Raw genomic sequence first — 23,028 nt, 5'->3', positions numbered from 1 at the left:
TATTAGCTCCTTGAAATACGCCACTTTTCAATAGGAAAAAGTTCCACTAGTTAGCGAAGTGTCTCACTCCTGTCATCAACTTTTTTACGATCTCCATATTCCCATGACCTAGAGTACCTATCGCCTGTTTTTTAATAGAAGGAAAGGGACAAAAATAAACCGAAGGACCCGCAAATAGTTACTTCTATTTTAGGATTCTTCGGTTGCTTTTAGAGTGTGTTATTTTGTCATAGCTTTTTATTTAGTCTCAAACACCACAATCAAACAGTTATTCTTTGATACTTTTGATGATATAGTACCCTTTCTCTTTATGGACGATTTCAGCATTCCCAAAGGTCTCTGCCATTTTGCTTTTTGCACTAGGAGCCCCTTGTTTTTTTTGAATGACAATGGTTAGTGTTCCACCCGATTTTAACCTTGGATATGCTTCGGTTAAAATTTCGTGTACCACTTTTTTACCGGCACGAATTGGCGGATTGCTGACGATTGCTGCATAAGTTTCTTCATGAACTGCTTCATAGATATTCGATTGATGAATATCCACCTGTTTGATCCCATTGCGGTTCGCATTTCCTTGAGCTAATTCTACTGCCCGAGAGTTAATATCGACCATCTCAACAAATCGCTGACTAGCAAAAGCGATCGCCAATCCAATCGGACCATAGCCACAACCAACATCCAAAATTTTGCCATCAGCTGGCAGCTCTTCCCAATTAAAGGTATCAATTAACACTCGTGAACCAAAGTCGACTGTTTCACGTGAAAATACTCCTGAATCTGTTACAAATTGGAAGTTTTTTCCTTTTAATTCAAATGACCATTGTTCAAAGTCATGTTCTGTCGTTGGCTCTTGCGAATAATAATGATTCGTCATATCGTTCATCCTTTTTATATTGTTTCTTGTTTCTTGTTTCTTGTTTCTTGTTTCTTAGTCTATCCTTTTATCAATTGGCATGCAATGTCTATTTTTCCTAGTTTAAATAAATAGTTGATCAGAAACACGAACAGAATGAATTTTGATATGTCATCCTTTTTATTTATTCAGTTAACAGTTATTCACTTAAAAATAAGAGACTTATAACCATTCTCGTTTAGTGGTGGGGTTTAGCCGTGTTTTATGTTAAAATGATTCCATTGATGGGAGAATGCAGGAGGCTATTATGAATGATCCAATGAACTACTACCGTGTGGCAAGAGAAGAATGGCGTGAATTTTATCGTAATGGACAAGCACCTTTGACCCAAGACGAGCTAGATAACATCAAAAGTTTAAATGACCGTATTTCAATGCAAGATGTTCGAGATATCTATGTTCCTCTTGCTCATTTGATTTATCTATATATGAAAGAATTTGAATCTCTTTCGTTAAGTAAAGGTCTATTTCTTCATAAATATGTCGAAGTACCGCCATTTATTATTGGAATTGCTGGGAGTGTTGCCGTTGGAAAAAGCACAACAGCTCGCCTGTTACAAACGATCTTATCACGTACATTTAAACGCAGGAATGTTCAGTTGATTACAACTGATGGTTTTTTATATCCTAATGAAACGTTAAAAGAACGAGGGATCATGAATCGTAAAGGGTTCCCAGAAAGTTATGATATGGAGATGTTGATTGATTTTCTTAATCGAGTAAAATCCGGTCAGGAAGAAATAAAAGTACCTGTTTATTCACATGACATTTACAATATCATTCCTGGCGAATATGAATTGATCCAACAACCTGATATTCTGATTGTTGAAGGAATCAACACGCTGCAACTGCCTGCTAATCAACAAATCTATGTCAGTGATTTTTTTGATTTTTCTGTTTATGTTGATGCTGATTCATCATTAATTGAAAAATGGTATTTAGATCGATTCGGTGCCTTACTCGACACCGCTTTTCAAAATCCACAAAATTATTACTATCAATTTGCTATTGGCGATCGTGACGATGCATTTAAAATGGCGCAAGAAGTATGGAAAAATGTGAATTTGAAAAATTTAAACGAATATATCTTGCCTACTCGTGGCAGAGCAGATATAATTCTCCATAAAACTGAAAATCATATTATTGATTCGATTTTCATGCGAAAATATTAGCATTTTAAAATAGTTTATTCTATTTTGAGATAAAATTTAAAGGGATAGGGGTAATAAATGTGACAAACGTTGCCGACATGACAAACGTTGAAAAGATTATCGTATTAGACTACGGTAGCCAGTATAACCAATTGATTACACGACGCATCCGTGATTTAGGAGTTTTTTCTGAATTATTGAGCCATCGGGTTTCTGCTGAAGAAGTAAAAGCAATGAATCCAAAAGGAATCATTCTTTCCGGTGGTCCTAACAGTGTGTATGATGAAAATGCTTTTGGAATCGATCCAGAAATCTTTAACTTAGGGATTCCTGTATTGGGTATTTGCTACGGTATGCAATTGATTACGTATAAGCTAGGTGGGAAAGTTGAACCAGCTAAAAACCGTGAATACGGAAAAGCTCAGTTAGAAGTAACCAGTGACGATGCAGTATTGTTCAATGACACACCTAAACAACAAACCGTTTGGATGAGCCACGGGGACTTAGTAACCCAAGTTCCTGAAGGATTTGAAATCGTTGGTACAAGTAAAGACTGCCCGATCGCATCCATCCAAGATACAAAACGTAATTTCTATGGTATCCAATTCCATGCAGAAGTTCGTCATTCTGAATACGGAATCGAATTACTCCGTCATTTTGCTTTTGATGTTTGTCATTGTGAAGGAAACTGGACAATGAATAACTTCATCGATATGCAAATCGAAAAAATTCGTGAACAAGTTGGCGATAAAAAAGTATTGCTTGGACTTTCTGGCGGCGTGGATTCTAGTGTCGTTGGTGTTCTTTTACAAAAAGCAATCGGTGATCAGCTAACTTCCATCTTTGTTGACCATGGTTTATTGCGTAAAGGCGAAGCAGACCAAGTAATGGAAAGTTTAGGCGGGAAATTTGGTCTAAATATTATCAAAGTGGATGCAAGAAAACGTTTCTTAGACAAGTTAGCCGGCGTTTCTGATCCTGAGCAAAAACGTAAAATCATTGGTAATGAATTTGTGTATGTTTTTGATGATGAAGCAACAAAATTAGCGGGAGAAGAAGGAATTGCTTTCTTAGCCCAAGGAACACTTTATACTGATGTGATCGAAAGTGGAACGGAAACTGCTCAAACGATCAAATCTCACCATAACGTGGGAGGTCTACCAGAAGACATGCAATTCCAATTGATCGAACCTTTGAACACATTATTCAAAGATGAAGTCCGTGAATTAGGAACACAACTAGGAATGCCAGATTCAATCGTTTGGCGTCAACCTTTCCCAGGTCCTGGTCTAGGTATCCGTGTCTTGGGAGAAATCAGTGAAGAAAAACTAGAAATCGTCCGTGAATCAGATGCGATCTTACGTGAAGAAATCGCAGCAGCTGGCTTAGACCGTGACATTTGGCAATATTTCACTGTTCTACCAGGAATCCGCTCTGTCGGTGTAATGGGCGATGGCCGTACTTACGACTATACAGTAGGTATCCGTGCAGTCACTTCTATTGATGGGATGACAGCAGACTTTGCCCGTATCCCATGGGATGTTTTACAAAAAATCTCTGTCCGCATCGTAAACGAAGTCGCTCACGTCAACCGTATCGTGTACGACATCACTTCTAAACCACCTGCAACTGTGGAGTGGGAATAGATATTATTTAAGCCTATAAGTTGATTTTTCAACGTTTATAGGCTTTTTTCTTCACTTTGGTACCTTGAATGTACCTGTTACCTAAACCAATGCAGTTATTTCATCCAATATTTCGATCAATTTAGTCATATCTCTTTCTATGTTACCAAAAACGCAATTGAAATCTTGTCTAGTTTGAAATTCTATCATGCTGATAAAATAATCATTCTTCATTACCATATGAACATTATCATCAGAAAAGCGATAATGGTATATATTGTTTCTTAAATTGTTGTCCGAAAAAATATTATCAAAGTTAATGAGCAATTTATCTAAGATTTCCATTTTGGTGCTGCTTAGTAGGAGTTTCCCTTTTTTTATTAAGAAATCTATCGTTTTCATGGATTGATAATATACTATAAACTCTACTCTAAATCTTAATGCATGATTCCTATCGATAATTTTGGGTGCTAGTTTTAATGCAAAAGACATTTGACATTTGATATTAAATAGATATAAGGAAAGATTTTTATTTTCAGAATGTAAAAATATATTTCTTTTCCTTTCATCTATAAAAATGAAACCTTTCTCTGAAAAATCATTATCACTAATATCAAGTTTACATTTTTTAGAGTCAATCTTAGGCAAAACTTTCCCTTCAATAGCAGATGCAAAAGTACTAATGCTGTTAGCTTGGCTAGCACTAAAATCTCTGATAATAAAACCTAGTGTATTATTGCCAAGATTATCTATGTCAATTTGCCTAAACATATCTTGATAAATTGATAGTTGACTTGTATTTGAAAAAGCAACGTTTTCAAAAAAATATATCCCCAAATCTGGCTGCCCAAACATTGAAATATAAGCTCTTTGTAATAAATTGTAGTCTCTAACCGAATCTTGATTAAATACTATAAGTTGCTTATCAATTGTTTTTATAGCTCTTGTAATTTTTTTGTCTGTTAGCAACTTTACACTAGCTCGATTTTGATTCATTAGTTTTGTAAAACTCATTCCATAAATTAACCCGTAATTTTCTGAAAACTTAACATCATCCTCACTAAACAAGTTGTCAATTCCTTCACATAAAAGTGAAAGAAATGGCGAAATGGACATAGAAATCAAACTCTGAGATTCAGTGGGCAAATTCAATATTCTATATAGCATTTTCTTAGCTTCATAAATCTCAGTAAGAAGCTGTGTTCTAGAAGCCTCTAATATACTTGTTATCATAATATCCCTCCGCAGTTTGACAATTAATTTCTTAAGGTATTATATCATCCTACACTATTTTCTGAATTGACTCCCATTCCAATTTATCAAACTTTTATCCACTATTAATATTAATAATTCCACCCAAGTTTTCTACAACCTCTCTGTCAATAGTTGGATAAAGATGCTAGTAGCCCCTAAAGACATGTCAATTATAATTTGGTACCCTTGATAGTACCAAACCACTATTTTTAACAATAATTCAACTGTTCCCATTCAACCTTACCCCTTCTAAAATAAGATAAATCATCTTAAACATATCTATACAAAAGTCGAGTGGTAATAAGAAACAGCCCGCTAGAAAAGCCTATGTCATAGGTTTTCTAGCGGGTTTCTTTTAGTGTGATCACAGTTTGGTCACACTTGTGTTTATTATTCTTTTTTCTGTCGATAATGGATCCTTCGTTTCTAAAATCAAATCTATCCTTTGATAAAACTTGTAAACTATACAGAACCAAAATTAAGTTTCAAAACATTATTTAAATCTGTAAAATTTTCTTCTTTTGCAAAGGGAACGAAGAAATCAGGTTCAATCGAAAACATTTTTTCTAACAAGCTTCTATTCATCCTAAAATTATTTTCAATGCTTGATAAATCAGTTAACTTATTCGTTAGAACCAAGTTGAAAATACTTCGGATTTTTCCAGGACGCTTAAATACAATTTCCCTATCCAAGGGTTCTTCTAATCTGTAATTTTTTATAGCAATTTGTCGATAAAAATAGCTATGTTGTTTTGGTGTAAGAAATCCTAATTTATAAGCTCGCATTTCAAGAGCTTGAATGGATACATTGTATTTGGCCTTTAAAGAGATATAACTATCTGGATTTGATATCTTCTTTATTTTTTCTAAGTCTTTTTGAATAATTTCTGACGGCAATAAAAAACATGAAGCAAAATAATCTGCTTCTCTTTCTACTTGTTGTCGTTCATTTTTATCTAACAGAGAAAAGTCAACATACGGGTGTAGTAACAAATGTCCTAATTCATGAGCTAAATCAAAATTTCTTCTCACTGCCGATTTTTTTATACCTAATACAATGATTGGGACATCTTCTGTTGACCATGCACTATAAGCATCTGCCTTCCCACCAACATTTTTTTCTAAAACATAAATTCCTGACTTTTCTAATGATAATAATAGGTTACTATTATCAGATTGAATTTCTAAAAACTTTCTAGAAAGAGTAGCAATCTTTTCTATTTTCTCATTTGTTATTTCATCAAATAAAATTTCAGAACTTTTTTGTCTAAAATCTAATAACTTATTAGGTGGTACATTTAGAAAGCTTTCTAAATAATTAATCACTTTAGAAGCTACATTTAAATAGACTATCTCACTATTAGTTTTTTTTCTAGAAGAAATATCTGCTTTTCTATACGCAACATTATTTTCAAAAAAGGTCTTTTCAACACGGAATTCTTCAAAGAAAAAAGTGGATTTCACTTGCAAAATTTCTTTCATTTGTAAGATATTTTCAAATGATGGTTCTATCATTTGTTTTTCAAATTGCCATATCGATTGTTCAGATACTCGTAGTTTTTCTCCAAGTTCCTTACGTGAAAGACCATGCAACATCCTAATTATTTGCAGATTTTTCCCATAAAACATTGTGCTCTTCCTTTCTTAATACACTGCACTGGGAAACTAATTGGAGATTTCTTTTTCCTCTTTAGGAATTGTATAATCATAATCATAGAGATCACCAATTTCTTCTTTTTCACCAACTACAGCAGAATATTCTTCATCTTCTATAATTATAGACGTAGTTTGCAAATACGGTGTTAAATTTTGAATTATATGTAGTTCTTTTGTTTCGTCATCAGGTAAAACAAGTGAAACTGATTCTATCACTTTTGCCGTATTCGTTTTATAAACCACTATGTAAAAATTTTCATATTTTGATAACTCTTGTTCTGAAATCATTGGTTCTTCCAATGGAAGCTCTAATTGAATTGAGGTATTAGGCACTTTCTTTTGACCTTTACGAACTGAATTAAGGATAGGTTTATTTATCTTAGCATAATCAGACAAATATTTACTTACTTTTTTCTTTTTTTCTTTTGAGAAAGTTTGATTTAATCTATAGTCATTTTTTACGATAAAAAGAGAAGGTTTTTCTCCACCAAAGGAAAACTCTAAATATTCCCAACTTTCGCCTGCTTTTTCGCGTTTATTTTCTGCAAAATTAAAAGTTTTTCTAGCAACACCGTCATCAATAAAGTTCCCTTTTGTAAAAGCAAATCCAGCAGAAACTTTCAATCTTCCTTTCATCTCTTTACGAATATCTAGATATTCTTTGTAACCAAGTAATAACCCATCAACAACCAATTGTGCTTCTTCCGCATTTAGAACTTCATTTGCCATCTGTCCAACTCCAATCTACTTATATTTGAAGTAATTATATCCTATATTTTTTTAAAATTAAACAAAAGAATACAAAAAAGCTGATTTTTTTAAAGCTAGATTTAAAAAGTAAAAAAATAGAAGTCATTATCAACATGTACTTCTATTCTTATAGTTCTAGACTGAAACAAATACAACATAGCAAGAAAATAAATACTCTTTTCTTATTTTCATAGTATCACCTTAGAAAAAAACAAAGACGACAGTTTTCGCAGCCAAATAAGCAGTATTTCTACGAATATGGAACAAAAAAATTCATTTGCTTCAAAAAATAAGATTGATTATGTATTTTAAAATTTCGCTTTAATAAATGATGAAAGTGTCGCAAGTAATTTGTTTATAGCATTGAACAAAAAGGAATTGTTGAAGAAAGAAAAAAGTTTATGGATTAAGTTGCAAGAAACAGCAATAAGTGGCATTAGATAGATTAATTTTAAATAGAAATAAATTTAAAAAGAACTGTGAAGCCTTTGATATCAAAGGTGTTCACGGTTCTTTTTTTCAAACAATGAATCTTTTTAACTCTCTAGCAAAGACAATCTACTTCCTGTTTTCTATCTCCATTCCAATCAATCGTTCTAATTTCTTGCCCCTCTTATCTTTGACAGTCAATTGACTATTTCATATAAAATCGGAGATCTTGCTAAAAATAAAGAACGTAAAAAATCAGAAAAGCTAACTCGATGACCATAAAGTTAATAACTTGTTTTTTTCTTATTGCAGTTATCTTTTCGATATCTTCCCTGTCCAACAGAACGATTTTCAATGGATTATTGGGATGTTCATTTAGATAATTCTCCCAAAACTGCGCTTGGTTCTGACTTGACGGAGCGATTATACTAAGAAGTAAAATACAAAAGGTTAATGCAATGATAAATAGGAAACTAGTCGAAAAATCTTGATAAAGCATACTAGTGACCAAAGCGCCTATAATACTTGCAAGTAATGCAACAGTCAATAACATTTGAATACCTCTTTTAAAAGTGGTATTCAAATACATATTTTGATAATTTATAATTGCTGTTTTTCTCAGCTTTAAGTCCTCTTTACTAAGTTCGGGGAACATTTCACTCACTTTATTTTTTTTCTTCTTTTCCATAGCCCGTCTTTGATTACGTAATCTAAAACCACAAAAAATAAAGACGGGTATCGCTATAATTGCATAAAATTGACTAACTAATCTCAGTACTTCCATTGAGAACCTCCATCTGTATCCTAATTAATCAGTCCATAATAGCAAAGTACATTAAACTTTTCATTAATATTAAATGAGTAATTTTTACTGCAAACTTACTTGAATTACTACCAAAACAATGAGGATATATTTCTCTTCTCTAAAAGAACAGAAAGAAGTTTTTCTTCTTTCTGTCCAAATGATTCTAAGATTTCTCTTTACCAATATCCTATCATTTAACAAAGAGCCCTTAAAATTAGGTTAACTTTTAACCTATCTCTTCTTTTTGTCTCTTTTATCTGAGGAATATTCCTTCACCATTGATCAGCGTTTCCCTTTATTGACCACCTATGTTCAAACTAACAATGTCTCAAAGTTAATAAATATCAAACACGCTATGTAATTTCTGTTCTTGTTTGTTGATAAAAGAAAATCAAGTTTTGAATTTCTCTTGATTTGGGATATATAGAAATACCAAATATAGGGATATTGAACTGCCTGTTTAGCATCGTATTGGAAACAATACAATCATAGTTTTCCTTATGTAGCATCTGATCTGTAACTACTGGGGTTTTGCTGGCTACAAAACGATATCGTCCTCCTAGATAAAGCTCAAGCTTTGCAATAATGTAGCTAGCATATTGTTCAGAATTGGTTACAATCAAAGCCCTAATTTGTTTACTCGTTTCAATCTTTTTTAGTAGATCATGCCAGTAGACAAGTAACAAAGCGACTAATTTTCTGGTAAATTCGTCATTTTTCATATACTTTAATAACTCTTTTTGATCCTTGTTAATTAAATAATTCTTTAGTCCTACTTGAATACTTTCGATTTCTGGAAGTATCTGTTTTAAAAACTGATGATGTTTATCATATAAAATAAAAGAAAGATTTTCCATATAGTCGCCATCATTAATTATTTTATAGCAGATTTCTTGCCGTTCTTCACATTTGATCTGATATTTTATTTCCAAATAATCAAGCAATATCTCAACCATCTTTGTTAAATAAGGTTTTTGTTGGTAGTCATCGCTGTTGTTCTGTATATCCAGTAGCGAACAAACAAACGGCTGTTCAAAGATGTATTTTATCAGATCCTGATCCTCTTCAAGAGATAACCATAAAGAAGTATTTTGCTTCACGTTTGATTCTAAACATAAAAGATTGTTCTGCTCTTTTTCAATGAATTGTTTTTCGTTTTTTACTTGGTAAATTTTCATAGCAATATAAAATAAAAGCTGATTATGTTTTCGGTGTTCCAGTTTACGAATTATATCTTGAAGTTGATTATTCGTTATGTATTTTAAGTATAATTGACGACTTTTTTGACAAATTTCTTCATTGAAGGCCTCTTCTAAACACACATATTTTTCTAAAAGTAACTGGATCGTCAACTTTTCAATCAATTGTGTATTTCCCGTTAATCGAATCAATCCTCGAATTCTTAAGTGATATTGCTCTAAGGAAAGATTGATGCGCTTCACCATTCGTCTTAAAGTGCTCTCTGAAATAAATAGTTGTTCCGTTACTTCCAAGTAGTTCGTATATTTATTTAACACGATTGCTTCTAAAAATTGATACTCAATCGATTCATTCATAATAATTCGGTAAATATATTCTTCTGTGACATGAGGAGCAATTTCTGCAAATATCCCATTCTCACGATCAGTATGTATATTAATTTCTTTTGCATAAGAATCGATATCCATCAAGTCATTTCTCAATGTTTTTGAAGAACACTTTAATTGAGATTCTAAATCTTGAAAGCGATAGGTTTCTCCTTCAAAAAGCAATTCCAGTAGAAGTAACTGTCGTTTCATTTTTTTCGATAAAATATTTAACATTTACTTCCTCCCCTCTTTTTACCAAATAGAAAAAAGCATTCACTTTTTTCTATTTGAATGTTCCTATTTATATTTTAAAGAAAATTTTTAACGAATTAGAATTTTTTTTTCAAAAAAATAGTAAAAATGGGTATAAAAAATATGAAAAATAAGCAATCCTATCTACCAATTTTATAAATAGATCATCTATGGCCTTTTTTTGCCCTTAGACCTTGCAAATAAACAGAATGCTGATCTTGCCAACAGACAATAGTATCATTCGCCTCCTCATTTTAAAAAATAACTAAATAAATTTTTTTAGCGAAATAAATTATTTGATTGAAACATTTCTTCAGTAAAATAAACTGCTAAAATTAAGTATTTTATGCTTTATTTTTTTTATATTTAAATTTATACTGTTTTTAAAGCAATTAATTAATAACAAAAATTAATAAAAAAAGGCATATATTATACCATTTTTAATGATTAAAAAACTATTTTTATCATAAATGTACTTTTTTACGTCATAACTGTTAGATGGGAGTGTCCAAGGTGAAGAAAACAATTATTATAGTTAGTAGTTTTTTAGGTTTAATTGCTTTATTTTTTATGATTGAATACTTTGCTTCTCCTGTAAAAGATGTTACTTCAAAAGCTGAAATGAAAATGACTACTGGAGCCAAGATGGAATATGTGCCAACAAAAGATGAACTAGTAAAAATTGAAGGAGATCAACTTCAATTACTGGGCATTTATACAGTAGTTGGTATCCACCTCGACAGACATTCTTATGTGACGTTAGCAAATGCCGAACAAGAAGAAATCAACTTTTCTATTTCAATTATAGACAAACAAAAACAGACATTTTCAATCCCCGGCATACAATTCTCACCTCAAAATTTACAGCTCTCTGATTCTTTTGGCTTAGCAAAAAAAGAAGCACGCTACTTTGCTTATAAAAAAAATTATCCTGTCGCAAGTGCCACTCATACAACAGACTGACCAATTAAATATACCCCTACAAGGTATATTTAATTGGCTTTTATCTTTTTCAATGGAAAGAACCTCGAATAACTTTTCTGTTTATTTTTTTCTTCTCCCACTCGACCATTGATCTTTTATACTAACTATTTAATTCGAGACGGCTTGTTTCCTTTGTTTTTCGTCATTTTTCCTAATTTATTTGATTCTTCTTGTGAAAAAAATAAACCAATTATTAAATCCGTTATTTTAAAAAGATAAAATAACACTATACGCAAAAACTAAAAGTTATTTAATCAGATGGATTAATCTATATAAATTGTTGTCTGCCTATTCATTTAATATTTATACAAAAATATTGTATACCTGCTTTTATCAATAGGTTGGAACTTTTCGTTTTCGTTATCCCCTGTGGAAAACTTTCGGAACAGATTACCTCTCTGATACGTATCTGTGTATAATTAGATACAACGAATCCCGGATCTTTCAATTCTTTAGACTGAAAGATCCGGGATCAAAAATAAACGCTACTTACTTCTTTAATGCTACAACAAATGGAATCATCATAGATAACAAAATAACCAATAAACTACATTGCCGATGATCTATATAGATAAGGATCGTTATCATGCTCGTAGTTAGACCGATATTCAATTTTTTTTGATTGATCATAAGCATCCCTCTTCAAGGAAGATTTTCCTCTAGAAGTTCGACCATTTTTTTATCTTTTTGTTATATTTCTCTTAATTTTTTTGAACATCTTTAATTACTATATTGAGATTCGATTTTACGGCTAGGAATCAGCCAACCAAGTAAAATCACAGCATTCGTTACTAAAACAGCTATTGGTGTAATGACATAGCCTAAAATAATTCCTAAAATATTTAACCCAATTGACCAGTAGGATTTTCGATAGTTATCTAGTAATTCTTTGATATTCTTTTTATTTTTAGGATCAGACTGAACCAACTCTCTTGCTAAAATATAGTAAGCAATATTAGCTCCTAAAGTTACTACACCGTATGTGATTTCTGGCGCTAAACTATGACTATACTCGCTGATCCAAGACGTGACAAAGGGAAAAAATGATAAAGCAAAGATAAAAAAGCTATTCGCCCATAAAACTCGCCAATTTACTTTATGAACGACTTGAAACATATGATGATGATTATTCCAATAGATGACCAATGTAAAAAAGCTGACAATATAGATCATAAAACGATATCCTAAGGCACTTAGCGCTTGCCAGGTGTCAGTGTTCGGCTGGTGAAGCTCTAAGACCAAGATAGTCATAATGATCGCGATAACTGCATCGGTAAAAGCTTCTAAACGATTTTTTGGCATATTTTTGCCTCCTTTTCTGACTTATTGTAGTAAAGATAGCTAGAAAAAAGCAACTAAATCAGTCTATAGTTGGAGGTAATGCTCACTTTATACTGCTATACTCAATGAAACAAGAGGATTTAACTATCGTAGTTCTCTAATAAATAAGCTAAGTTCTAAGTACATTTTTATTAAATTTAACTTATTTTGGGAACTAGCAAGAAATGAGGGGTTTGTATGGGACAAAGAAATACTTTTTCAACTATTTTCATGCTAATAATGGTATTGATTATAGGTAGTTTTGTAATTAGCCTTTTTACTAGTATTTTATGGTTTGCAATTAAATTACTCATTCCTATTGCAATCATTATTTGGCTAATTCGTGTAATTTCTGGAACAAATCGTCGACATCATCGAAAATATTACTAATATTGAAAAAAGCAGCACACGACAGATTCCCCAGTCTTGTGCTGCTTTTTTCGTTATATTTTTATCAGTTGTTCAAAATGATATATCATTTGATGGCATTACCCTAAAGCTACATCTAGTACCATCATAATGATAAAACCTAACATCACCCCAAAAACGGCAAAATGCCGTTTACTTGATAATGTTTGTTGGGCTTCGGGAATTAATTCCTCAACAACCACATAGATCATCGCACCTGCTGCAAATGCCAGTGCATAAGGTAAAAGGATGGTTACTCGTGTCACTAGCACCGCACCAATCACACCTGCGATCGGTTCAACAATACCTGAAGCTTGTCCATATATAAATGCCTTTGTTCGACTCAATCCTTCTTGTCTTAAAGGAATCGAAACAGCTGCACCTTCCGGAAAATTCTGAATTCCAATACCCAATGCAACCGAAATGGCTGCCAAAACGGCCGCTGTTGGATTATCGGCTGTACTGGCAGCCCCAAATGCTACCCCTACAGCCAAACCTTCAGGGATATTGTGCAAGGTGATCGAAAAAACTAATAAGATTGTTCGTTTTAAATGCGTAGGTAGACCTTCTTTTTCGTGCTGTGGGCCAAAATGCATATGGGGAAGCGTTTTATCAGCGATGTACAGAAAGACGCCACCTAATCCAAAACCAATACTAACGACCAGCCAAGCGATAACGCCATTTTCTTCAGCTTTTGTAATCGCAGGATCAAGCAATGACCAAAAACTAGCAGCAATCATGACCCCCGAAGCAAAACCAAGCATGAGATTCAATACTTCTTTTTTGATTGCTTTAAAGAAAAATACCAACCCAGCCCCCAGAGCTGTCATAAAATACGTAAATGCTGTCCCCGCTAATGCTTGTTGCCACGGGGCTAAGCTTAGTAGCCATTCTGTCATTTTATTCTCCTTTCGTGCCTTTACTTATTACTCTAGCATATTCAAAAAATCATGACTACTGTTTGTGTAAAAAAGCGAATCAGTTGGGCTTTTATTCTTAAAGCACTATACTTTAATTAATAAAGTTACAAAATTTTATCATTCATTTGATAAAGGAGTGGGAGAATATGGCAACAATCAATGCTGGTATCGCAATGGTCAAAGTAATGGAAAGTTGGGGAATCGAGCATATTTATGGGATTCCTGGTGGTTCGTTTAATTCAATCATGGATGCTCTTTATCATGAAAAAGATCAAATAAAATATATCCAAGTACGTCACGAAGAAGTAGGAGCGCTAGCCGCAGCAGCCGATGCGAAACTAACAGGAAAAATTGGGGCTGTTTTTGGTTCTGCTGGACCAGGTGCCACGCATTTGATCAATGGTTTGTATGATGCACAAATGGATCATGTTCCAGTTGTTGCGTTGCTTGGACAAGTTGCAACTACTGCTATGAACTATAACTCTTTCCAAGAATTAAATGAAAATCCAATTTTTGCAGATGTTAGTGTCTATAATCGGACAGTTATGACACCTGAAAGTTTACCTCATGTCGTGGACGAAGCAATCAAAGCAGCCTATGAAAATAAAGGAGTAGCTATTGTAACCATCCCTGTTGATTTAGGTTTTGCAGACATTGAAGAAGAGAAAATATCTAACGCAGCTACTCATAAAACAGGTACTGTCCTTCCTGATGAAAAAGATGTAATTGCTGCTCTTCCTTTTATTGAAAAAGCTAAAAAGCCTGTACTTTACATTGGACAAGGTACTCGTAATGGCTTTTCACAAATCAAAGATTTTACAGAACACTTTTCCATGCCAGTTGTTGCTTCTGTTTTAGCGAAAGGCATCATTCCAGATAACTATAAAAACTTTCTAGGCTTTGCTGGACGTGTGGCCACAAAACCTGCAAATGAAGCATTAGCAGAGGCCGACTTGATTTTATTTATGGGTAGTGACTTTCCTTTTGGTCGTGCGTTCTTTAACCCAGAGGCTGAATTTATCCAAGTGGACATCGATGCTTCAAAGTTTGGTCGAAGACATGCTACCTCTCATACCATTTTAGGGGATGCCAATACCACATTAGCTAGATTAACACAGCTGGGCGAACCACGTCCTGAAGATCGCTGGTATCTAGCCAACCAAGAAAACAAAGCGAATTGGGTAAACTGGTTAAACTCATTCGCTGACCTTGAAGACCAACCGATTCGTCCTGAAGCTGTTTATAAAGAAATCAATCGGATCGCTGAAGAAGATGCGATTTTTGTAACAGATGTTGGGAATACGACGATCCATTCCATTCGATTATTAGACATGAACGGCAAACAAAAACACACGACCTCTGGTTGGTTCGCTACAATGGGGAATGGTGTTCCAGGTGGCATTGCCGCACAATTAAGTTATCCTGATCGACAAGTCTTTACTTTAAGCGGTGATGGTGGTTTTGCAATGGTGATGCAAGATATCATTACACAAGTGAAATACCAACTACCGATTATTAATGTGGTTTTATCGAATACATCGTTTGGGTTTATTGAAGCAGAACAAGAAGATACTGAACAGAAAAAATTTGGTGTGTTTTTAGAAGATGCTGACTTCGGAAAAGCGAGCGAAGCACTGGGAGCTGACGGTTTCACGATTACTGAGTATCACCAATTAAGACCTGCATTTGATGCCGCTAAAAAATCCCAACGACCAGTAGTAATTGATATAAAAATCAATAACAAACGTCCTTTACCGGTTGAAGATCTTCATCTTGATCCAAGAAAATATACAGAAGAAGAAATCAAACAATTCAAAGAAAAATACGAAGTGCATGATTTACCTGTATTGAATGAATTATATGAAAAAAGGAAATAATTGAACCTCTACTCTTTGAGAGATTCAGACATATCAACTATAAAAAAGAAGCAACCAGGAAAATTCAGCCTGATTGCTTCTTTATATACTTTACTTTATTTATCTGAAAGCATATACGATATGGTTGATCCCAAAGAGCATAAAATAAAAACCGACAAGAAAACTTAAAGTCAAAGCGGAGGAAATAGGATTAAACAATAGTATACATCCTAATACAACACCCAAAATATTGATGATTACTGTAAACCAATAGTAGCCTGTGCTATAACCTTTCGCTAAATCAGCTGTAAATAAAGCTAAGATAGAGTCGGCAATAAACCAAATGGCAAAAACAAACGGTAAAGCAACTACTCCTGCACCAATATTGAACAAGAAGAAAATCCCGACTAAAATATCAATGATACCAATAACTAACGGCATTTTCCCTTTATATCCTGTCAATTCTTTCATGCGATTTCGTACAAATAATTCAAAAATTCCTTTTAAAAAGGCAAAAATAGCAAAAACAACGACAATCGCCACTAAATTACCAACAGGATCTTGAAAAGAGATTAATGAAACAAGGACAAATAAAATCCCTAAAATTAATGATCCCCAGTCTAGTGTTTTTCTTTCATTCATTTTCATTCCAACTTTCATTTTAATCTATTATTATACTAACGCTCTCTTTAAATAACGTCAAAACATATGCTGGTGATGAAAAACAAAAGTAATTTCTTTTCTGGTCAGCTTTTGCTGCTATTATTTTTAGTAAAAGCTACTACTTCTTATAATTTGCATATATTCATTACCAACTTATTCTTCTACTAAATAAACGAGCATTTTGCCTTTCTATCTTAGATACCTTCGAACCTCATCATTGCTTCATAAGTACAAAATTTTTCACTCTTTCATAATTTTTTAGTATTTTTTATTCCCATGTTCCACGTGAAACACAAAGAATAATTGATTACCTTGAAACTTTCTCTTTTCCCCTATATAATTCTAGGAGGCTCGTTAAATATTATAAAGATAAAGTGAGGAAAAAAATTGATTACTGTAAATGATGTAAGTTTGCACTTTTCAGACCGCAAACTATTTGATGATGTTAATATTAAATTTACTCCAGGAAATTGCTATGGCTTAATAGGTGCAAATGGTGCAGGTAAATCAACGTTCCTTAAAGTATTATCAGGAGACTTACAACCTTCTACGGGGACTGTTTCCATGGGACCAGATGAGCGAATGGCTGTATTGAAACAAAACCATTATGACTATGAAGAATATACAGTTTTAGAAACAGTTATTATGGGACATAAACGTTTATACGAAGTTATGAAAGAAAAAGACGCTATCTATATGAAGGAAGATTTCACTGATGAAGATGGTATCCGAGCAGCTGAATTAGAAGGCGAGTTTGCTGAATTAAATGGTTGGGAAGCTGAACCTGAAGCTGCTGTTTTACTACAAGGACTGAATATTCCAGAAGAATTGCACCATCAATTGATGAGTGAACTTACTGGTGGTCAAAAAGTCAAAGTACTTTTAGCTCAAACATTGTTTGGTAAACCGGATGTGTTACTCCTTGATGAGCCTACGAATGGATTAGATATCCAATCCATCAACTGGTTAGAAGAATTTTTAATTGAATTTGAAAATACGGTTATCGTTGTTTCTCATGACCGTCATTTCTTAAATAAAGTATGTACCCATATGGCAGATTTAGATTTTGGAAAAATCAAATTATACGTTGGTAACTATGATTTTTGGTTAGAATCAAGTCAACTTGCTGCAAAATTACAAGCAAATGCCAATGCCAAAAAAGAGGAACAAATCAAAGAACTACAAGAATTTATTGCTCGTTTTAGTGCGAATGCTTCAAAATCTAAACAGGCAACTTCTCGTAAGAAAATGTTAGAAAAAATTACTCTTGACGATATTCAACCTTCCTCACGTCGTTATCCATTCGTTGGATTTAAACCAGAACGTGAAATCGGTAATGATCTTTTACAGGTCGAAAATGTGAGTGTAACGATCGACGGTAAGAAAATATTAAATGATATATCATTTAATTTAAGCAAAGAAGATAAAGTTGCGTTTGTTGCTGAAAATGATATTACAACTACAACTTTGTTTAAAGTAATCATGGGTGAGATCACTCCTGATACTGGAACTGTAAGATGGGGCGTAACAACGAGCAATTCTTATCTACCAAAAGATACAACGAAAGAATTTGATAATGAATTGACGATCTTAGATTGGTTACGTCAATACGCAAGTAAAGAAGAAGACGATAATACGTTTTTACGAAGCTTTTTAGGACGCATGCTGTTTTCTGGAGAAGAAGTATTAAAACCTGTCAATGTCCTTTCTGGTGGTGAAAAAGTTCGTTGCATGCTTTCTAAAATGATGCTTTCTAAAGCAAATGTCTTAGTTTTAGACGATCCTACGAATCATTTAGATCTAGAGTCGATTACAGCACTAAACGATGGCTTGATGGCCTTTACTGGCTCTATCCTTTTTGCTTCACATGACCATCAATTTATCCAAACATTGGCTAATCGTATCATTGCCGTTTCTGATAAAGGTGTTATCGATCGAGCAGATACAACCTATGATGAATTTTTAGAAAATAAAGATATCCAAAAACAATTGGATGAGCTTTGGAAATAAGACAACATCATTGTAGACTTAAGAAAATAGCCTATCGGGGGCATCTCATCAGTCGGTGAGATGTCCTTTTCTTCTACGATAAACACTGTCTTTCACAACTACCAAGACACCTTCGATCCATTTACTTTCTATATTCATCATTTTCTCTTATTTCGCTTAATCAACCGCTTTATTTTTTCTGATGTGTAAGCTATAATAGAAAATGAAAAAGGGATTGCGCAAACAATCCCTTCATCAGTAACTCGTGCCGTTAAAAAGACGGTAGCCTTTTTAGAATGGTGACCATCTAAAACTTCTGCTAAAAGTGATTTAGATGGTTATTTTTTTTGGTCTTTTTTGTCAATTAACAACAACACAAATGTCGCAAATGCGAGCATGAGTTGTATTGCTTCATATACTGACAACTTTATTCCTTTCCAGGGACAAAGCTCTTAACCATAAGCATCACCCCTTATCTAAGAGATTAGCTACCATCTTTTACACTCCACGAATTACTGGTTTTATTGTAGCAAACTTATCGAAAACTTGCTATCCTCATTAACTTTATTTTTAAATAATAATGTTATTTTTTACCTGACATGTATTTGATTCGTGTGCCTTCATTTTTTTTAATCAACAGCTTTACTTTTTTCCAATTGATAAGCTATAATGGATAGTGAAAAAGGGATTGCTCTAACAACCCCTTCATCAGTAATTCGTGCCGTTAAAAAGACGGTAGCTTTTTTAGAGTATTGACCATCTAAAAACTCGGCTAAAAGTGGTTTAGATGGTTATTTTTTTTGGTCTTTTTTGTCAATTAGCAACAGCACAAATGTCGCAAATGCGAGCATGAGTTGCAGTGCTCCATATACTGACAACTTTATTCCTTTCCAGGGACAAAGCTTTTAACCATAAGCATCACCCCTTATTCAAGAGATTAGCTACCATCTTTTACACTCCACGAATTACTGGTTTTATTGTGGCAAATTTAGTACAAACTTACTATCCTCATTAACTTTAATTTTAAATAATAATGTTATTTTTTACCTGACATGTATTTGATTCGTGTGCCTTCATTTTTTTAATCAACAGCTTTACTTTTTTCCAATTGATAAGCTATAATGGATAGTGAAAAAGGGATTGCGCAAACAACCCCTTCATCAGTAATTCGTGCCGTTAAAAAGACGGTAGCTTTGTTTAAGTAATTAACCATCTAAAAACTCTGCTAAAAGTGATTTAGATGGTTATTTTTTTTGGTCTTTTTTGTCAATTAACAACAGCACAAATGTCGCAAATGCGAGCATGAGTTGTATTGCTTCATATACTGACAACTTTATTCCTTTCCAGGGACAAAGCTTTTAACCATAAGCATCACCCCTTGTTCAAGAGATTAGCTACCATCTTTTACACTCCACGAATTACTGGCTTTATTATAGCAAATTTAGGAAGTACTTACTATCGACAAAAGATTTAACTTAATATAAATCAGTTATTTTATATTCTAAAAAAGAACCACTCGAAGAATATTCTTTTTCTTCTGAATGGTTCTTTTTTGGGGCATTTCTTCTACAATGACTACAATTTTTTATCGAGTGATTCCCATTGAGAATATCGCAATACATCCATATCCTGTATGGCTTGCGATGGTAGGCCCAAGCGGATATAACTTGACTTCTTTCATCTTAATATTCTCTTCAAGTAATTGTTTTGTTTTTTCAGCACTTTCTAAATCGCCTGCATAAGCAATATAAACAGTTTGTTCTAATGGGGCGACAATGGTTTTGACAGTTTCCTCAACAATTTTTTGTATCGATTTATTTCGTCCTCGTACTTTGCTGATATTCGTCAAACGTCCTTCCTGATCGACTGTGATAATTGGCTTCACGTTTAGAATACTACCTAGTGTAGCACTAGTTTTAGAGATACGCCCCCCACGTTCAAGGTGTTTGAGATCATCAACGGTTACCCAAGAATGTACTTTTAAGTAATTGTTTTCTAACCATTCTAAGTTCTCTTCTAATGTTTTCCCCTCGTTTTTCAATCGAACAGCTTCCAATACTAATAACCCTTCCCCAACACTTGCGGCTTTTGTATCAAAGACCTTTACTTGTGGATCTGGATATTCTTCTTTTAATAATTCTACTGCTTGTAACGCACTACTATAGGATCCACTTAAAGCACTAGAAAAAGCAACATAGAGAACAGGAATATTTTGTTCAACATAAGGACGGAAAAATTCTAAGTATTGACCCACATTGATTTGTGAGGTCGTTGGGGTAGCCCCATTTCTTAATTGTTCCATATAATGATCATAATTAAACGTTTTTCCCAGATCATCTACTAATTCTTCTTCATCTAACTGGATCTTCATTGATAAATAATCAACCTTGGCTGCTTGTAGCACTTGATAAGGCAGATCACAACATGAATCGGTTACGATTTGATACACACCCTTCAACTCCTTCAACTTTTCATTTTACCCTTAACTCCTATTATAGCAAATCTCTTGCATGGAAAATAACGTTAACTATGTTTGTAAAAAGGAAAACCATTGTCTTCGTAAAATTTTAATGGATGATTAAAAAGAAGAACAACGCTCACCTCTAAACCAACTTTGATTACTTATTGAAAAAAAACGCCAAAATCTACAAAAATGTTAAAAACAAATTTCGCAGTTTCGACGTTTTCTTTCTTTACCGCATGAGCATTCTTACCTATACTTCTGCTATTTCGTTCATTCTTAAGGAACAAGAATGTCCTGTCTCAACGAACTTAGCTGAATGGCTTAAATTTGTGCCCAGACGCTTTCTAAGATATTTGTTTGTGTTCTATCAGGTCCAACAGAAAATGTTGAAATACGCACACCTACGAGTTCAGAAATACGTCTGACATAGTTACGTGCATTTTCTGGTAATTCAGCAAGTGTTTTGCATGCTGTAATATCTTCAGACCAACCTGGAAGTTCTTCATAAACAGGTTTACAACGTTTCAATTCTTTCAAACTTGCTGGATAATGATAAATCAATTCTCCATCTAGCTCATAAGCTGTACAAATTTTTACTGTATCAAGTCCACTTAAGACATCAATTGAATTAAGGGATAGATTAGTAATTCCTGAAACACGTTTTGAGTGACGCATCACTACTGAATCAAACCATCCCACACGTCGTGGACGACCTGTAGTCGTTCCGTATTCGCGACCAACTTCACGAATTTGTTGTCCCGTCTCATCAAACAATTCAGTTGGGAATGGACCATCTCCTACACGAGAAGTATAAGCTTTACATACACCAACAACTTTATTGATTTTAGATGGACCTACGCCACTACCGATCGTTACGCCACCTGCGACTGGGTTTGAAGAAGTAACAAATGGATAGGTTCCTTGGTCGATATCCAGCATAACCCCTTGTGCGCCTTCAAATAATACTCGTTTTCCTGCATCTAGGGCATCATTTAAAATGACAGATGTATCAGTAACATACTGTTTGATTTGTTGACCATATTCATAATATTCTTCAAATATCGAGTCAAAATCAATTGGCTCAGAATCAAACATTTTTACAAATTGACGGTTTTTATCTTCTAAGTTTAAACGTAAGCGTTCTTCAAAAATTTCTTTGTCTAGTAAGTCAGCGATGCGGATCCCTACACGAGCTGCTTTGTCCATGTATGCTGGTCCGATCCCTTTGATTGTTGTACCGATTTTATTTTCACCTTTTGCATCTTCTTGTAATTGATCCAACTTGATGTGATAAGGCAAAATAACATGTGCTCGGTCAGAAATACGTAAGTTATCAGTAGTTACACCTTTTTCATGTAAATAAGCTAACTCTTTGACTAATGATTTAGGATTGACTACCACACCATTCCCGATCACACTGATTTTATCTTTATAAAAAATCCCCGAAGGAATCAAATGCAGTTTATAAGTAACACCGTTGAATTTGATCGTGTGTCCTGCATTATCGCCACCTTGGTACCGTGCGATCACTTCAGCATTTTCACTAAGAAAGTCAGTAATTTTTCCTTTCCCTTCGTCGCCCCATTGTGTACCTACCACTACTACAGATGACATTTGAACACCTCGTTTTATTTTATTTAATCCTGAATTATTGTAACAATAACTCATTACTTATTCAACTAAAATCGAATGATTCTTTTATTTATTTTATAAAAACGCTTGAAAAACGAACGATGATAAATTTTAAATAGAAACTAGTGTAAACCAAACTATTCAGAGAAGAAAGTTCCTTTAGTACAAAGCAAATAAGATAGTTTTTTAGGGTTTATTACTCGTTGCCACTGACAGAATCGTAATCTAAACATCTTTGCTTATTAGAAATAATGATTACTCGGGTAGACTGCTTCCTAATTTACTATACTATTATTTCCCAAATGTGATTCTGCTGCGTTTTCTTTTGATAAAGAACAGTTGGAATGATCGATAGCTAAAAAAGCACCTCCAAATTAACGAGATAATTTG

22 protein-coding genes are annotated in these 23,028 nt (G+C 33.7%); 6 read left to right on the top strand and 16 right to left on the bottom strand.

Going from position 1 to position 23,028, the window contains the following annotated elements:
• Positions 1 to 268: 268 nt before the first annotated feature.
• Positions 269 to 874 carry a class I SAM-dependent methyltransferase gene (locus IGJ23_RS00180; protein ID WP_010736788.1) on the bottom strand — a complete coding sequence of 202 codons (606 nt, stop codon included), beginning with the start codon at positions 872 to 874 and terminating at the stop codon, positions 269 to 271.
• 286 nt (positions 875 to 1,160) lie between these two features.
• On the opposite strand from IGJ23_RS00180, the gene coaA reads away from it, so the two are divergent.
• On the top strand, positions 1,161 to 2,084 hold the full coding sequence (coaA, locus tag IGJ23_RS00175; RefSeq protein WP_010720479.1) for a type I pantothenate kinase: 924 nt from the start codon (positions 1,161 to 1,163) through the stop codon (positions 2,082 to 2,084).
• A 59-nt stretch (positions 2,085 to 2,143) separates the two neighbouring features.
• Positions 2,144 to 3,709 carry a glutamine-hydrolyzing GMP synthase gene (guaA, locus tag IGJ23_RS00170; protein ID WP_010720480.1) on the top strand — a complete coding sequence of 522 codons (1,566 nt, stop codon included), beginning with the start codon at positions 2,144 to 2,146 and terminating at the stop codon, positions 3,707 to 3,709.
• An 81-nt stretch (positions 3,710 to 3,790) separates the two neighbouring features.
• Here the strand turns inward: guaA and IGJ23_RS00165 are convergent, their stop codons facing one another.
• From IGJ23_RS00165 to IGJ23_RS00140, 6 genes are all read right to left on the bottom strand, one after another.
• Positions 3,791 to 4,921, bottom strand: coding sequence for a hypothetical protein (locus tag IGJ23_RS00165; RefSeq protein ID WP_438774506.1), 1,131 nt, complete (start codon positions 4,919 to 4,921; stop codon positions 3,791 to 3,793).
• Between the two features lie 132 nt (positions 4,922 to 5,053).
• Positions 5,054 to 5,176 carry a hypothetical protein gene (locus tag IGJ23_RS00160; protein WP_256991313.1) on the bottom strand — a complete coding sequence of 41 codons (123 nt, stop codon included), beginning with the start codon at positions 5,174 to 5,176 and terminating at the stop codon, positions 5,054 to 5,056.
• 228 nt (positions 5,177 to 5,404) lie between these two features.
• A complete protein-coding gene (locus tag IGJ23_RS00155) occupies positions 5,405 to 6,571 on the bottom strand; it encodes a helix-turn-helix domain-containing protein (protein ID WP_438774505.1) in 1,167 nt (388 codons plus the stop codon).
• Positions 6,572 to 6,607: 36 nt separating this feature from the next.
• A complete protein-coding gene (locus IGJ23_RS00150) occupies positions 6,608 to 7,327 on the bottom strand; it encodes a hypothetical protein (RefSeq protein WP_053766563.1) in 720 nt (239 codons plus the stop codon).
• 682 nt (positions 7,328 to 8,009) lie between these two features.
• On the bottom strand, positions 8,010 to 8,561 hold the full coding sequence (locus IGJ23_RS00145; RefSeq protein WP_438774504.1) for a hypothetical protein: 552 nt from the start codon (positions 8,559 to 8,561) through the stop codon (positions 8,010 to 8,012).
• A gap of 374 nt (positions 8,562 to 8,935) precedes the next feature.
• A complete protein-coding gene (locus IGJ23_RS00140) occupies positions 8,936 to 10,384 on the bottom strand; it encodes a helix-turn-helix domain-containing protein (protein ID WP_367010737.1) in 1,449 nt (482 codons plus the stop codon).
• A gap of 531 nt (positions 10,385 to 10,915) precedes the next feature.
• Here IGJ23_RS00140 and IGJ23_RS00135 point away from each other — a divergent pair.
• Positions 10,916 to 11,365: a hypothetical protein gene (locus tag IGJ23_RS00135; RefSeq protein WP_063626392.1), complete on the top strand. Its 450-nt coding sequence runs from the start codon at positions 10,916 to 10,918 to the stop codon at positions 11,363 to 11,365.
• A 510-nt stretch (positions 11,366 to 11,875) separates the two neighbouring features.
• On the opposite strand, the gene IGJ23_RS00130 is transcribed toward IGJ23_RS00135, so the two are convergent.
• Positions 11,876 to 12,016, bottom strand: coding sequence for a hypothetical protein (locus IGJ23_RS00130; protein WP_014834373.1), 141 nt, complete (start codon positions 12,014 to 12,016; stop codon positions 11,876 to 11,878).
• 90 nt (positions 12,017 to 12,106) lie between these two features.
• Entirely contained in the window at positions 12,107 to 12,688 is a 582-nt protein-coding gene (locus tag IGJ23_RS00125) for a TMEM175 family protein (RefSeq protein ID WP_010720484.1), read from the bottom strand.
• A 216-nt stretch (positions 12,689 to 12,904) separates the two neighbouring features.
• On the opposite strand from IGJ23_RS00125, the gene IGJ23_RS00120 reads away from it, so the two are divergent.
• Positions 12,905 to 13,096: a hypothetical protein gene (locus IGJ23_RS00120; RefSeq protein WP_063626391.1), complete on the top strand. Its 192-nt coding sequence runs from the start codon at positions 12,905 to 12,907 to the stop codon at positions 13,094 to 13,096.
• A gap of 98 nt (positions 13,097 to 13,194) precedes the next feature.
• Here the strand turns inward: IGJ23_RS00120 and IGJ23_RS00115 are convergent, their stop codons facing one another.
• Positions 13,195 to 14,013, bottom strand: a complete 819-nt coding sequence (locus IGJ23_RS00115; RefSeq protein ID WP_438774503.1) for a ZIP family metal transporter — start codon at positions 14,011 to 14,013, stop codon at positions 13,195 to 13,197.
• A 167-nt stretch (positions 14,014 to 14,180) separates the two neighbouring features.
• On the opposite strand from IGJ23_RS00115, the gene spxB reads away from it, so the two are divergent.
• A complete protein-coding gene (gene spxB / locus IGJ23_RS00110; protein ID WP_438774502.1) occupies positions 14,181 to 15,911 on the top strand; it encodes a pyruvate oxidase in 1,731 nt (576 codons plus the stop codon).
• A gap of 99 nt (positions 15,912 to 16,010) precedes the next feature.
• Here spxB and IGJ23_RS00105 read toward each other — a convergent pair whose 3' ends face one another.
• Positions 16,011 to 16,532, bottom strand: a complete 522-nt coding sequence (locus IGJ23_RS00105) for an HdeD family acid-resistance protein (RefSeq protein ID WP_010720488.1) — start codon at positions 16,530 to 16,532, stop codon at positions 16,011 to 16,013.
• A 408-nt stretch (positions 16,533 to 16,940) separates the two neighbouring features.
• On the opposite strand from IGJ23_RS00105, the gene IGJ23_RS00100 reads away from it, so the two are divergent.
• Positions 16,941 to 18,563: an ABC-F family ATP-binding cassette domain-containing protein gene (locus IGJ23_RS00100; protein WP_010720489.1), complete on the top strand. Its 1,623-nt coding sequence runs from the start codon at positions 16,941 to 16,943 to the stop codon at positions 18,561 to 18,563.
• Positions 18,564 to 18,880: 317 nt separating this feature from the next.
• Here IGJ23_RS00100 and IGJ23_RS00095 read toward each other — a convergent pair whose 3' ends face one another.
• The 5 genes from IGJ23_RS00095 to IGJ23_RS00075 form a co-directional block, all read right to left on the bottom strand.
• Positions 18,881 to 18,967, bottom strand: a complete 87-nt coding sequence (locus tag IGJ23_RS00095; protein ID WP_223603319.1) for a putative holin-like toxin — start codon at positions 18,965 to 18,967, stop codon at positions 18,881 to 18,883.
• Between the two features lie 366 nt (positions 18,968 to 19,333).
• On the bottom strand, positions 19,334 to 19,420 hold the full coding sequence (locus tag IGJ23_RS00090; protein ID WP_420026347.1) for a putative holin-like toxin: 87 nt from the start codon (positions 19,418 to 19,420) through the stop codon (positions 19,334 to 19,336).
• A 366-nt stretch (positions 19,421 to 19,786) separates the two neighbouring features.
• Positions 19,787 to 19,873: a putative holin-like toxin gene (locus tag IGJ23_RS00085; RefSeq protein WP_223603319.1), complete on the bottom strand. Its 87-nt coding sequence runs from the start codon at positions 19,871 to 19,873 to the stop codon at positions 19,787 to 19,789.
• Positions 19,874 to 20,127: 254 nt separating this feature from the next.
• The gene (locus IGJ23_RS00080; protein ID WP_207495596.1) at positions 20,128 to 20,991 is read right to left on the bottom strand and encodes a DegV family protein; all 864 of its coding nucleotides are present in this window, start codon (positions 20,989 to 20,991) and stop codon (positions 20,128 to 20,130) included.
• Between the two features lie 336 nt (positions 20,992 to 21,327).
• A complete protein-coding gene (locus tag IGJ23_RS00075) occupies positions 21,328 to 22,620 on the bottom strand; it encodes an adenylosuccinate synthase (protein ID WP_010720491.1) in 1,293 nt (430 codons plus the stop codon).
• Positions 22,621 to 23,028 lie beyond the last annotated feature (408 nt).

The sequence above is a fragment of the Enterococcus sp. DIV1682a genome, assembly GCF_051711005.1.
Taxonomy (GTDB): Bacteria; Bacillota; Bacilli; order Lactobacillales; family Enterococcaceae; genus Enterococcus_B; species Enterococcus_B hirae.
This window is presented reverse-complemented; position numbering and strand designations above follow the sequence as displayed.